The 13292-nt window shown below is 63.0% G+C and carries 13 protein-coding genes and 1 other RNA gene; 7 read left to right on the top strand and 7 right to left on the bottom strand.

The annotated features are described in order from the left end of the window. Nucleotide 1: 1 nt before the first annotated feature. From AC13C2_RS01110 to ffs, 5 genes are all read right to left on the bottom strand, one after another. Complete coding sequence (locus tag AC13C2_RS01110; protein ID WP_092758688.1) at nucleotides 2–346, bottom strand: YbaB/EbfC family nucleoid-associated protein; 345 nt, start codon at nucleotides 344–346, stop codon at nucleotides 2–4. 130 nt (nucleotides 347–476) lie between these two features. Beyond that, complete coding sequence (gene dps / locus AC13C2_RS01105) at nucleotides 477–956, bottom strand: DNA starvation/stationary phase protection protein Dps (protein WP_482885677.1); 480 nt, start codon at nucleotides 954–956, stop codon at nucleotides 477–479. A gap of 135 nt (nucleotides 957–1091) precedes the next feature. Further along, complete coding sequence (locus tag AC13C2_RS01100; RefSeq protein ID WP_482885735.1) at nucleotides 1092–2825, bottom strand: DNA polymerase III subunit gamma/tau; 1734 nt, start codon at nucleotides 2823–2825, stop codon at nucleotides 1092–1094. 23 nt (nucleotides 2826–2848) lie between these two features. Beyond that, nucleotides 2849–3235 carry a YidH family protein gene (locus AC13C2_RS01095; RefSeq protein ID WP_482885676.1) on the bottom strand — a complete coding sequence of 129 codons (387 nt, stop codon included), beginning with the start codon at nucleotides 3233–3235 and terminating at the stop codon, nucleotides 2849–2851. 139 nt (nucleotides 3236–3374) lie between these two features. Further along, nucleotides 3375–3471: signal recognition particle sRNA small type (gene ffs, locus AC13C2_RS01090), an RNA gene on the bottom strand. 186 nt (nucleotides 3472–3657) lie between these two features. On the opposite strand from ffs, the gene nudC reads away from it, so the two are divergent. After that, nucleotides 3658–4599: an NAD(+) diphosphatase gene (gene nudC / locus AC13C2_RS01085; protein WP_482885675.1), complete on the top strand. Its 942-nt coding sequence runs from the start codon at nucleotides 3658–3660 to the stop codon at nucleotides 4597–4599. An 89-nt stretch (nucleotides 4600–4688) separates the two neighbouring features. Next, nucleotides 4689–5150, top strand: a complete 462-nt coding sequence (locus AC13C2_RS01080; protein ID WP_424337654.1) for an SRPBCC family protein — start codon at nucleotides 4689–4691, stop codon at nucleotides 5148–5150. Between the two features lie 9 nt (nucleotides 5151–5159). Here the strand turns inward: AC13C2_RS01080 and AC13C2_RS01075 are convergent, their stop codons facing one another. Beyond that, nucleotides 5160–5798: a sulfotransferase family protein gene (locus AC13C2_RS01075; RefSeq protein WP_482885674.1), complete on the bottom strand. Its 639-nt coding sequence runs from the start codon at nucleotides 5796–5798 to the stop codon at nucleotides 5160–5162. Between the two features lie 98 nt (nucleotides 5799–5896). Next, nucleotides 5897–6742, bottom strand: coding sequence for a prephenate dehydratase (locus AC13C2_RS01070; protein ID WP_424337656.1), 846 nt, complete (start codon nucleotides 6740–6742; stop codon nucleotides 5897–5899). Nucleotides 6743–6887: 145 nt separating this feature from the next. Here AC13C2_RS01070 and AC13C2_RS01065 point away from each other — a divergent pair, with 145 nt between their 5' ends. The 5 genes from AC13C2_RS01065 to AC13C2_RS01045 all read left to right on the top strand — a co-directional run bounded on the left by AC13C2_RS01065 (nucleotide 6888) and on the right by AC13C2_RS01045 (nucleotide 13285). Continuing rightward, entirely contained in the window at nucleotides 6888–7412 is a 525-nt protein-coding gene (locus AC13C2_RS01065; RefSeq protein ID WP_092758676.1) for a c-type cytochrome, read from the top strand. Between the two features lie 232 nt (nucleotides 7413–7644). After that, entirely contained in the window at nucleotides 7645–9480 is a 1836-nt protein-coding gene (locus AC13C2_RS01060) for an extracellular solute-binding protein (RefSeq protein WP_482885673.1), read from the top strand. Nucleotides 9481–9483: 3 nt separating this feature from the next. Beyond that, nucleotides 9484–10569: a microcin C ABC transporter permease YejB gene (locus tag AC13C2_RS01055; protein WP_092758672.1), complete on the top strand. Its 1086-nt coding sequence runs from the start codon at nucleotides 9484–9486 to the stop codon at nucleotides 10567–10569. Next, nucleotides 10569–11681, top strand: coding sequence for an ABC transporter permease (locus AC13C2_RS01050; protein WP_482885672.1), 1113 nt, complete (start codon nucleotides 10569–10571; stop codon nucleotides 11679–11681). Before AC13C2_RS01055 ends, AC13C2_RS01050 begins: the two co-directional genes overlap by 1 nt. Next, nucleotides 11678–13285 carry an ABC transporter ATP-binding protein gene (locus tag AC13C2_RS01045; RefSeq protein WP_482885671.1) on the top strand — a complete coding sequence of 536 codons (1608 nt, stop codon included), beginning with the start codon at nucleotides 11678–11680 and terminating at the stop codon, nucleotides 13283–13285. The genes AC13C2_RS01050 and AC13C2_RS01045 overlap by 4 nt, the downstream gene beginning before the upstream one ends. Nucleotides 13286–13292: the final 7 nt, after the last annotated feature.

Here is a 13292-nt window from a genome sequence, read left to right as displayed (position 1 = left end):
GTCAGAACGGCAGCTTCATGCCCGGGGGCAGGCCCAGGCCCTCGGCCATCTTGCCCATCTCCTGCTGCGACCGTTCGCTGGCGCGGGCCTGTGCATCCTTGATCGCCGCCAGAATCAGATCTTCGGCCATTTCCTTTTCCGATGGCACGAAGATCGACGGGTCGATATCCAGACCGACCAGCTCACCCTTGGCCGTGGCAGTTGCCTTGACCAGTCCGGCACCGGATTCACCGGTGACCGTGATGGCCGACAATGCGTCCTGCATTTCGCCCATCTTGGTCTGCATTTCCTGCGCTTTCTTCATCATCCCGGCCATGTCGCCGAGGCCGCCCATTCCCTTGAACATACCGTTTCTCCGTAAAGTCGCGTTCTCCTTCAGGTAGCGATCTGCCGGGGGTCCCGCAACCGTCGCGAATGCAAAAGGGCCGCCCGAAAGGGGCGGCCCATCTTCAGGGTCTTCTGCGGGTTGACCGGCGTCAGTCGGCGGCGTTCGCACCGATGAACCAGGTGTCCTTTTCGACCAGACGGCTGACTTCGGTGAACAGGTCGGCGCTGTCCTCATCACCGGCTTCACCCGCCGAGTCGATGGCTTTGCGCAGGGATTCACCATAGACCTTGAATCGTTCGACCAAGGCGGAGACGTGATCCTCGATTGCCGTCAACTCCACCGGATAGGCTTCCAGATCGGTTTGCTTTGCAACCACTTGCGAGGTGCCGCGGGCGAAACCGCCCATCATCGCAACACGTTCCGCCATCATGTCGGTGCCCTCGCCCAGCCGGGCCGAAACCTCGTCCAGCAGTTCGTGCACACCGATGTATCCCCGACCACGCAGGTTCCAATGCGCCTGCTTGACGGCAAGCCGCAGGTCGATGCCGTCCGCCAGACGCGCGTTCAGCAATTCGCACATCTGTTCCTGGGTCTGTTGGTCAATGCCTGTGACAAAGCTCTCTGGCATGTCGTCCTCCGGTGTTTGGATCGCTCGTGGGATCAACGGAGAAAGGTGGGATTCGGTTGCACGCCACATGCCAAAAACATGTCGCAAACCGAGGTCGGACCTGCGGGTGATCCAGGTCTGATCCATGTCGGACGTTCAATCCTCGTCGAACGGATCCCATTCGTCCTCGACTTCGGCGAGGGCATCCTGCGCGGCGTCCCGCGCCATCGCATCGCGCGTGCGGATCTCGACCAGTTCCGCACCCGGAAACGCCTGAAGAATGGCCTGCGTCATCGGGTGCGCCATCGCCGTTGCTTCGGCCTGTCGCAAATCGCTGTCCCGAACTTCGGAGATGGTCGGCGCTCCGCCCTCTGAGACCAGAGACACGACCCAGCGATTTCCGGTCCAGCCCTGCAGCCGACCGGCGATCCGGGCGGCAAGGTCGGATGCGGCACCCGGTGCGGGCTCGAACTCGATCCGACCGGGTGTGTAGCGGGTGAGACGAACGTAGTTTTCAATCTCGACCAGAAGCTTGACGTCGCGGTTGGCGCGGATCAGTTCGACCACCTGCGGAAATGTCCGAAACCGGGCGAGGGCCTGTTCGGCGTCGGGCGCGATGGCATGGGCCTGTGCCGCACCGCCACGGGCAACCGGGCCGCTGCCGCCCGCCGGGGCAGGGCGCGGCGCGGGGGCATCGCTCCGGGGCATCGGAGTGTCGCGCAGCTTGCGAACCAGATCGTCCGGGCTGGGCAGGTCGGCGACATGGGTCAGGCGGATCACGGCCATCTCGGCGGCCATCATCGCGTTGGGGGCATTTCCGACCTCTTCCAGTGCCTTGAGCAGCATCTGCCACATCCGGGTCAGCGACCGCATCTGGAGACCCTGAGCAAAGGCTTGTCCGCGCGCGCGCTCGTCGGGACTGACCGTCGGGTCTTCGGCGGCATCGGGGGTGATCTGGATGACGCTGATCCAATGGGTCAGTTCGGCCAGGTCGCGCAGCACGGCCATCGGATCGGCCCCGTCGGAATACTGTGCACCGAGTTCCATCAGCGCCGCCGCCGCCTCGCCCTTCATGATCAGGTCGAACAGGTCCATGACGCGGCCCCGGTCGGCCAGCCCCAGCATCGCGCGGACCTGATCGGCCGTGGTTTCGCCCGCGCCATGACTGATCGCCTGATCCAGCAGGGACATCGCATCGCGGACCGATCCTTCGGCGGCCCGCGCGATCAGGGCCAGCGCATCGTCGGCAATCCGGGCATCTTCCTTGCCCGCAACGGTTTGCAGGTGGGCGATCATGACTTCGGGTTCGATCCGGCGCAGGTCGAAGCGCTGGCAACGCGACAGGACGGTGACCGGCACCTTGCGGATTTCGGTGGTGGCGAAGATGAATTTCACATGCGCGGGCGGTTCTTCCAACGTCTTGAGCAACGCGTTGAATGCGCTGTTCGACAACATGTGAACTTCGTCGATGATATAAATCTTATAGCGGGCGGAGGCCGCGCGGTAATGCACCGAGTCGATGATTTCGCGCATGTCGCCGACGCCGGTGTTGGATGCGGCGTCCATTTCCAGCACATCGACGTGGCGGCCTTCAGAGATGGCGACGCAGGGCTCGCACACGCCGCAGGGGTCGGTCGTCGGTCCGCCGGTTCCGTCCGGCCCGATGCAGTTCAGCCCCTTGGCGACGATACGTGCGGTGGTAGTCTTTCCGGTGCCGCGAATGCCGGTCAGGATAAAGGCCTGCGCGATACGGTCGGCGGCAAAGGCATTGCGCAGGGTGCGGACCATCGGGTCCTGTCCGATCAGGTCGGCGAACGTCGCCGGACGGTATTTGCGCGCCAGCACCTGATATTCTGTGTCGCTCATGCGGGCCTCCGAGGTCGGCGCAATCTAGGGCGGGATCGGCCCGAGGGCTAGAGCATCCAGAGAACTCCGCCGATGATAACCGCGCCGATCGAGAAAATCGTGGAGAGGGTCGCGAAGGTCCGGGTCGGCTGGCATTCCGCGTTATGCGCATTTAGCCGGTTTTGCGCCTTGCCCGCGTTGCGCCAAGCAGACCAGAAGATGAGAAGAGCGGCAACAATGAAGATCATGGAAACCGATTTGGGCAGCCATGTCGGTTCGGCGGCCCCGAACACGGCCTTCAGACCGACCGCGATGGCGATGGAGGCCATGCCGGTCCGCATCCATCCCGCGAAGGTGCGCTCATTCGCGAGAATGGTGCGATCTTCGGCCCAGTCGGTCCGGTGTTCGGCCCATTCCGTCTCGGTATCCTGCTCGTCGGTGGCATTATCCTGCATCGTCAGGATGCTAACGGGTTTCGGGAGGGTGGCCAAGCGATCATCGGCGGGATGGCGGATGTATTGCGTGGCGGGCGACCGTATGGATCTGGTGCTGGAAAGTTAAGACGGAGATTTCGCCCTTGGCAAAGTTCCGTGGGGTGAGAGGCTGGACGACGACCCAAGTGGTAATCGTTGTGGCTGCTACCTTCCGGTCCTGACCAGGTTGGCGAAGCACCTGCCCGTGCCAACCTCTCGAAGGTCAGATAGGACGGACGCGGCGAGGGTGCAAGAGCAGAGCCTCGGATCTGCTGAGATGTCATCGTAGCCGCTTGTGGGTGATTGAATGCGTCTGGACCATCTCCGGTCGAGGGTCCGCGCGGTTCTGGACAGCGCCGGAGCTTTGCCGCAGACCCGGCGCGGACTGGTGCGGGGACGACGACATGAAACATGCCGAAACGGTGACCTTCGGCGGTGGCGGGCTGGACCGGGCCGAGGACCTGCGGCGCCACCCGGAGATGTTGTCCGCCCTGCCTGTCCGCACACTGCCGTTGTGGCGGGGCAAGCCGCTGTTGAATGCATCACGGGACGGGCTGGCATTCATCGGCGGGCCAGCCTTCACGGACCATGGCACGCCGGTCCTGATAGGTCGGATCGACGGGGCGGCGATCTTTGCGCGGGATGTGTCGGCGCTTCGTGTCGAGGACGTGTCCGACATGCTGGGCGGGTTCACCGATACATCCGAGCAGACGCATGCAGACCTGCCAGACGGCACGGCCTTCGCGGAATTGCGGCAGGCGATGACGCGATTGTCGCCGCTGGATGCAGAGATCGCGGCGACGGCGAAGGGCGTGCTGGACTGGCACCGGACGCATGGGTTCTGCGCCAATTGCGGGTCACCGACCGACGCGGGCAAAGCCGGATGGATGCGCGGATGCGCGGGCTGCGGCCGTATGCATTTTCCGCGCACCGACCCGGTTGTCATCATGCTGATAACACGCGGCAATTCAGTGCTTCTGGGGCGGTCCCCGGCCTGGCCCGAGGGGTTCTTTTCCTGCCTGGCCGGTTTCATGGAGCCGGGGGAAACGCTGGAGGCCGCTGTGCGCCGCGAAGTCTGGGAGGAAACCGGGATTCGCGTCGGCCCGGTGTCGTATCTGTCCAGTCAGCCCTGGCCCTTTCCGGGCAGTCTGATGCTGGGTGCGCATGGCGAGGCGATCAGTGAGCAGATCGAGATCGACCCCGAGGAAATTGCCGAGGCGATCTGGTTGAGCCGCGAGGATATGGCCGAGGTCCTTGCCGGCAATCACGCCCGCATCCTGCCAGCGCGGGAAGGGGCAATCGCACACTTCCTGTTGCAGAACTGGCTGGCCGATACGCTGGATTGATGCGTCCGGCCCGGGATGGCGTTGACCTGTCGGGCCGGACGACTATGCAGGGCGTCAGCCCGCCCCGGATTGCCGCAAGAGGACCATTCATGAAGTTCGTCGCTGTCGAGGACGTTGCCGCACCGATTGCTCTGGTCTGGTCCCACGTGGCCGATCTGGAGGCTTTCGAGGACCGCGCCCGCGCCCGTATCGGTGCAATCCAGCGCAGGCCGCCGGGTCCGCCCGCGCAGGGCACCGTCTGGTCCGGCAAGGCCGATGTGATGGGCAAGAAGCGCGACGTGACGGTGACCGCTGCAACCATCGAGACATGGTCCAGGCTGACGGCCGAGGCGGCGACGGACGGGATGCAGGTCAATATAAACGTCGATCTGGCCGAACTGGGGCCGCGCCTGACCCGCCTGACCGTCACGACCGAAGCGCGCGCCCGCAGTCTGGCGGCGCGGCTGATGCTGCAATCCGCCAAGTTGGCCCGCAAGACGCTGGCGAAGCGGTACAAGGGGCGGATATCTGATCTTGCCGCACGGATCGAGAAGTCAGCCGCGAAGGGCTGATTTCCCCGGTCAGGCTTCGTCAGGTTCACCTCCGAAGTGGTCCCAGAACTCGCCCCGGACGTTATGGTGCGGAAAGGGCGTGTCCGGCACCGGGACGTCGAGGAATGCACAGAGCGGCTTCCAGCCCTGTGCCACGTCGAACACCAGCAGCCGGTCCGGCGGCACAGCCTTCCGCACACGGGCGTTGTTGGCGCGGTAGGCGGCAATTGCCGTTTCGCGGTCGCGATAATCGCCGAGTAGCGGCCCGATCAGGCCATCCCGGAAGCTCACGGTCACATCCATGATCGGATCGGGGAGCGGCAGCGTCTCGGCAAGGCGAAAAACTTTGCCGATCGTCTTGTTGAAGCTGGCCCACCAGGCGTCCTCGGGGCGCTCGGTGTGAATGACCCGCGCGTCGGGAAAGGCTGTCAGCAAGTCCTGCCAGACTGCCGCGCCCGGAAAATCGACCTGCGAGCGGTAGCCCTTGAACACCGCCGACCAGTCGACGGGCCGTCCGGCCATGTGATGCTTCCAGAGGCCGATCTGCGACGGGTCCTCCAGGATTTCGACCATGTGGTGTGTCGGTCCGAAGCCCAGGATACCCAGAGCGTCCTTTGTGGTCATGGTTCCGGTTCGGCCAAAGCCGGAACCGACGATTTCGAGTGCCATTCGACGTCCTGTCGCACGCAGGCTTGGTGACGGGTTCCGCAGGTCGGATCGTAGCATGAGTCAGCGCGCTTACCCAGCGTCAATCTGCGATGGTATGCCTAGCCCGCGCCGCCATCGAAATGGTCGGGATCGGCGGGATAGACACCGAGGATATCGAGCGACGAGGTGAAATAGGCCAACTCCTCCAGCGCGCGGGCGACGGCGGGATCGTCGGGATGGCCTTCGATGTCGGAATAGAACTGCGTGGCCGAGAACGATCCGTCCACCATATAGGATTCCAGCTTGGTCATGTTCACGCCATTGGTCGCGAAACCGCCCATTGCCTTGTAGAGTGCGGCGGGAATGTTGCGGACGCGGAACACGAATGTCGTCTTGATCGGGCCGGAGCCGGGTGCCGGTCGCGTCGGATCGGCGGACATGATCAGGAAGCGCGTGGTATTGCGGTCGTGATCCTCGATATGCCGCGCCAGCAGGTCGAGGCCATAGATCGTGCCCGCCATCTCGGAGGCCAGCGCAGCCACGGATGGATCGCCGGCTTGCGCGACCTGCATCGCCGATCCGGCGGTATCGGCTCCGACGCGGGGACGGATGCCGTGACCGGACAGGAAATCGCGGCACTGGCCCAGAAGGACGGTATGCGACTGCGCGATTTTCACCTGATCCAGCGTAGTGCCCGGAACCGCCAGCAGGTTGATATGGACGCGGACGAAGGCCTCTTCGACGATGTGCAGACCGGAATGGGGCAGCAGCGAATGAATGTCGGCCACACGGCCATAGGTCGAATTCTCGACGGGCAGCATCGCCAGATCGGCACGTCCTTCGCGGACCGCTTCGATGCAATCCTCGAATGTGGGACAGGGCAGGGGTGTGTGATCGGGGCGCGCCTCGTGACAGGCCTGATGCGAATAGGCGCCGAGTTCGCCCTGAAATGCGATTGTGGCCATGTGATCTCCGTCCCCCGGATGTGCATGATGCGTATGGTCGCAGGCTGTATCTCTTGCGCGCAGACCATGAAACCACATAGATGACCGCGACCCGTGCGAAGATGCCCGAACGTAGACATACGACCAAGAAGAAGAGGTGCCATAAATGGACACGATGACGATTACCAAAACCGTTGGTGCAATCTGCGGCGCCCTTCTGGTTCTCCTGCTGGGTGCATGGGCGAGTGAATCCCTGTATCACGTCGGTCCCGGAGAGGGCGACGAAGAGGAAGTCGCGCAGGGCTATCGGATCGAAGTCGCGGACGCCGGAGCAGAGGCTGCCGCAGATGCCGCGCCCGAGGTTCCCTTCGAGGAAGTCTACGTCAATGCCTCTGCCACAGACGGCGAGAAACTTTGGCGGCAGTGCGCGTCGTGCCACAAGCTGGAGCAGGGCGCGAACGCGACCGGGCCGTATCTGTATGGCGTGGTCGGTCGCGACAAGGGTTCGGCCGATGGCTATGACTATTCCGAGACGCTGGCGACGATGGAGGGCGCGTGGACGCCCGAGAATCTCTCGAACTTCATTCTCAATCCCAAGGAATACGCGCCGGGCACCAAGATGGCCTATCGCGGCATGACGGATATTCAGGATCGGGCGAATCTGATCGCCTATCTTGCCACCCAGCAGTAGCGGAACAGTCGATCCGGTCGCCAAAGGCCCGTCCGAAGCGGCGGGTCTTTTTCGTGCGAAAAGAACTGCACCATCGCGCGGGTGGATTTCACGCAAGGGTGGCCTGGAGGAAACGAACGACGATTCGCAGCAGGATCGCGCGCAAAGTCACCGGCATGTGTGGTTCGGGGCCTTGAATATCGGCACCCCGCCTCGTTAGCTGTTGCATTGAATAAACCAGGGAGCGTTCATCATGATCAGACGGCTCGCGCTTGTCGCTGTAACTGCCGCCTTGCCCGCGTTCGCGCAGGACGCGACACCCGATCATGGCATTTCGACCTTTCCGGGGGGCGTGTTGAAGTATCAGCCGGGGTTCACCAATCTGGATTACGTGAACCCCGATGCCCCCAAGGGCGGCGAGATCAGCGTCTGGGCTTTCGGGTCGTTTGATTCCATGAACCCCTACACGCCCAAGGGCCGCGCCGCTGGACTGTCGTCGGCCGCATACGAATCGTTGCTGAGCGGCACCTCGGACGAGATCGGGTCCGCCTATTGCCTGATCTGCGCCTCGATGGATTATCCGGCGGATCGCAGCGAGGTGACGTTCACCCTGCGCGAGGACGTGACATTCAGCAGCGGCGAGCCCCTGACCGCCGAAGATGTCGTGTTCAGTTACGAAACGTTTCGCGACAAGGGCCTGCCCAGCTTTCGCGCGGTCCTGTCGACGCAGGTGGAAACCGCCGAGGTGATCGATCCGCAGACCGTTCGCTTCGTCTTCAAGGATGGCGTTCCGACCCGCGATCTTCCGGCCACGGTGGGCGGCCTGCCGATATTCTCCAAGGCCGACTTCGACGCGCGGGGCATCGACTTCGAAGATTCGACGCTGGAGCCGCTGGTCGGGTCGGGCGCATATATCCTGGACAACATGGATATCGGGCGATCGATCACCTATCGCCGCCGCGATGACTACTGGGGGGAAGATCATCCGCTGAACGTCGGTCGCAATAATTTCGACCGCATCCGCATCGAGTATTACGCGGATTATGACGCCGCGTTTCAGGGCTTCAAGGGCGGAAACTACACCTTCCGCAACGAAGCGTCGTCGAAGACATGGGCCACGGGATACGATTTCCCGGCCGTGCAGAACGGCACGGTCATCAAGGCTGAATTGCCCGACGGCACCATTTCCACATCGCAGAGCTTCATCTTCAATCTGCGCCGCGAGACGTTTCAGGACCCCCGCGTCCGCGAGGCGATCGGCCTGATGTATAACTTCGAATGGTCCAACGAGACGCTGTTCTACGGCATCTACGACCGCATCACCTCGTTTTGGGAGAACACCGACCTGCGGGCTGAAGGTCCGCCGTCCGAGGGGGAGTTGGCGATCCTGACGCCGCTGGTGGAAAAGGGTCTTCTGGACGCGGCCATCCTGACAGAAGACGCGGTGCTGCCGCCGGTGTCGGGCACGCGACAGCTGGACCGGGGCAACCTGCGCCGGGCGTCGGCCCTTCTGGAGGAGGCGGGCTGGATCGTCGGGGCCGATGGTATCAGGCGCAAGGACGGCAAGACCCTGTCGGTCGAATTCCTGAACGACAGCCAGACCTTTGACCGTGTGATCAATCCGTTCGTGGACAACCTGCTGCGGCTGGGTGTCGACGCCCGGATGACGCGTGTCGACAATGCCCAGATGACGCAGCGCGAGCGCAGCTATGATTTCGATGTCATCACTCATCAGATGCCGATGTCCTATGTTCCCGGTTCGAACCTGCGGCAATATTTCGGCTCGGAGGGGGTGGACGATGTGTTCAACCTCATGGGTCTTCAGGACCCTGGCATCGACGCCCTGATTTCGGTGGTCGAGGCGGCGGCGGATCAGGAGGCGCTGGAGACGGCGATTTCGGCGCTGGATCGCGGGCTGCGGGCGCAGAAGTTCTGGATTCCCCAGTGGTTCAAGCCGGTCCATACCGTCGCCTATTATGATTATCTGCGCTACCCGGAACCCCTGCCGCCCTTCGCGCTGGGCAATCTGGATTTCTGGTGGGCGGATCAGGACGCCTACGACCGGCTCAAAGCTGCCGGGGCATTCTAGACCTTGGGCGCCTATATCCTCCGACGGTTGCTGTTGATGATCCCGACGTTGCTCGGGATCATGATCATCAACTTTGCCCTGATCCAGTTCGTACCGGGCGGCCCGGTCGAACAGGTTCTGGCGCAGTTGCAGGGCGAAGGCGATGCTTTCGCCAATATCGCCGGCGGTGGGGACGGTGCCGGCGCGCAGCAATTCGAGAACGACAGCGGTTATCTGGGTGCGCGGGGCCTGCCGCCTGAATTCATCGCGGAACTGGAACGCCAGTTCGGTTTCGACAAACCGCCGTTGGAGCGGTTCCTGAACATGATGTGGGACTATCTGCGGTTCGATTTCGGTGAGAGCTATTTCCGTTCGATCTCGGTCGTTGATCTGGTGCTGGAAAAGATGCCCGTGTCGATCACGCTGGGCCTGTGGTCGACGGTTCTGGCCTATCTGATTTCGATCCCGCTGGGCGTCCGCAAGGCGGTTCGCGACGGATCGAACTTCGACACATGGACCAGCGGGGTCGTCATCGTGGCCTATGCCATCCCCGGCTTTTTGTTCGCGATCCTGCTTCTGGTGCTGTTCGCGGGCGGATCGTATTGGAAGATTTTTCCGTTGCGCGGGCTGACGTCGCCCGGCTTCGATGATCTTTCGCTGATAGGAAAGGCGCTGGATTATCTGTGGCACATCACCTTGCCGGTTGCCGCGTCGACCATCAGCGCCTTTGCCGGACTGACGCTTTTGACCAAGAACAGCTTTCTTGACGAAATCCGCAAGCAATACGTCGTGACCGCCAAGGCCAAGGGCCTGACCGAGCGCCGTGTGCTCTATGGTCACGTCTTCCGCAATGCGATGCTGATCGTCATCTCGGGCTTTCCTGCGCTGTTCGTGTCGGTGTTCTTTGGCGGTTCGTTGATCATCGAGACGATCTTCTCGCTCGACGGATTGGGACGGCTCGGGTTCGAAGCAGCAGTCAACCGTGATTACCCGGTGATGTTCGGCACGCTGTTCACATTCTCGCTGATCGGGCTGGTGATGGGGCTTATCACCGATCTGACCTATATCTGGGTCGACCCCCGGATCGACTTCGAAAGCCGGGAAGCCTGATGGCCCTGTCACCCCTGAACGCGCGCCGCTGGCGCAATTTCAAGAAGAACCGGCGGGCCGTCTGGTCGCTGTGGATTTTCGCAGTGCTGTTCGGGCTGTCGCTCTTCGCGGAGGTGCTGGCGAACGACAAACCCCTGCTCGTCAGCTATCGCGGCGAATGGCGTTCGCCGCTTATGTCGTTCTATTCCGAAGAGGATTTCGGCGGCTTCTTCAAGACCGAGGCCACCTACCGCGAGATCGAGGTGCAGTGCCTCATCATTGCGGGCGGGACCGAGGACCCGTGCCTCGACGACCCCGAGGGCATCATTGCCGAGGTCCGTGCATCGGGCACCGTCGAGGGGGAACCGACCGAGGCAGGCTGGCTGCTCTGGCCGCCGATCCCCTACAAGTACAATACCGTGAACGACATCGACGGCGCGGCCCCGTCGGCCCCGGATGCCAAGCACTGGCTGGGCACGGACGATACCGCGCGCGACGTGCTGGCACGGGTGATCTATGGCTTCCGCCTGTCGGTGGCCTTCGCGTTGATCGTGACCTTCCTGACCAGCGTGATCGGCATCGCGGCAGGGGCGATCCAGGGCTTCTTCGGCGGCTGGACCGACCTGATCTTCCAGCGCGTGATCGAAATCTGGGGATCCACGCCGTCACTCTATATCATCATCATCGTGGCCGCGATCATCCCGATGGATTTCTGGCTGCTGGTCGGGTTGATGACGCTGTTCGGCTGGACCGCGCTGGTCGGTGTGGTCAGGGCCGAATTCCTGCGCGCGCGAAATTTCGAATACGTTCGCGCCGCCCGCGCGCTGGGCGTCGGCAACGGCACGATCATGTTCAGGCACGTGTTGCCCAACGCGATGGTCGCCACCGTGACCTTCCTGCCGTTCATCGTGACGGGCACCATCGGCGGCCTCGCCTCGCTCGACTTTCTGGGGTTCGGTCTGCCGTCGTCATCGCCGTCCCTGGGCGAGATGACGTTGCAGGCGAAACAGAACCTGCAGGCACCGTGGCTGGGCTTTACCGCCTTCGTGACCTTCGCCGTGATGCTGTCGCTGCTGGTCTTCATCTTCGAGGGCATTCGCGACGCTTTCGACCCGCGAAAGACTTTTTCATGAGCCTTCTCGACGTCCGCGACTTACGGATCGCCTTCCGGCAGGACGGCATTTCAAGCGAAGCCGTGAAAGGCGTCAGCTTCGTCGTCGACAAGGGCGAGACGGTCGCGCTGGTGGGCGAGTCGGGGTCTGGCAAGTCGGTCACGGCCCTGTCCACGGTGTCGCTTCTGCCCGACAGTGCGCAGGTCAGCGGCTCGATTACCTATAGTGGCACCCATATGATCGGCGCGCCCGAGGCTGACCTGCGACGGGTGCGTGGCAACGACATCAGCTTCATCTTCCAGGAGCCGATGACCTCGCTGAACCCGCTGCACACGATCGAGAAGCAACTGCGGGAAAGTATCGAATTGCATCAGGGCCTGCGCGGCGATGCGGTGCGGGTCCGCATCCTCGATATGCTGCACAAGGTCGGCATCCACGATGCCGAAAGCCGTTTGTCGGCCTACCCGCACCAGTTGTCGGGCGGGCAGCGGCAGCGGGTGATGATCGCGATGGCGCTGGCCAACGGGCCGGACCTGCTGATCGCGGACGAGCCGACGACGGCATTGGATGTGACCATTCAGGCGCAGATCCTGGAACTGCTGGCCGATCTGAAACGCGACGAGGGGATGAGCATGCTGTTCATCACCCACGACCTTGGCATCGTGCGCCGCTTCGCCGACCGAGTCTGCGTGATGCAGCACGGCAAGATCGTCGAGACCGGGCCGGTCGCCACGATCTTCGATAATCCGCAGCACCCCTATACGCAGATGTTGCTGGCCGCCGAGTCGACCGGAGTGCCGGACCCTGTGCCCGACGGCGCGCCGGAAATTGCCGCGACGGACGGGCTGAAAATCTGGTTTCCGATCACCAAGGGTCTGCTGAAACGGACGGCGGGCTATGTGAAGGCAGTCAACGATGCCACGCTGTCGGTCCGTGCCGGCGAAACCGTCGGCATCGTGGGCGAGTCGGGGTCGGGCAAGACCACGCTGGCACTGGCGATCATGCGGCTGATCTCGTCCGAGGGGCCGATCACCCTTCTGGGCAAACGCATCGACGGGTTGAAATCCAAGCAGATGAAACCGCTGCGTCAGGACATGCAGATCGTGTTCCAGGACCCCTATGGCTCGCTGTCACCCCGGATGACAGTGGCCGAGATCGTGGCCGAAGGCCTGCGCCTGCATGACACCGGCGATGATCGTCCACACCGCGACCAGGTTGCGGAAATCCTGACCGAAACGGGGATCGATCCGGCGTCGATGGATCGTTATCCTCACGAGTTCTCTGGCGGTCAGCGCCAGCGCATCGCCATCGCCCGCGCGATGATCCTGCGCCCCAAGCTGGTCGTTCTGGACGAACCGACGTCGGCACTGGACCAGACGGTGCAGGTGCAGATTGTCGACCTGCTGCGCGATCTTCAAAGAAGGCATGGGCTGGCGTATCTGTTCATCAGCCACGATCTGAAGGTCGTGCGCGCGCTGTCGCACAAGGTGATGGTGATGAAGCGCGGCGATGTGGTCGAGGCAGGGGAGGCGAAGCAGGTTTTCGATGCCCCCGCCAACCCCTATACCCGCGCGCTGATGGCGGCGGCCTTCGACCTGAAGGCGGATGTCGCGGCGGCGGTCTGAACCTCGT

The sequence above is a fragment of the Jannaschia sp. L-14R genome (assembly GCF_056857695.1).
The sequence above is the reverse complement of the archived record's forward strand: the minus strand, read 5'-3'. Positions and strand labels throughout refer to the sequence as shown.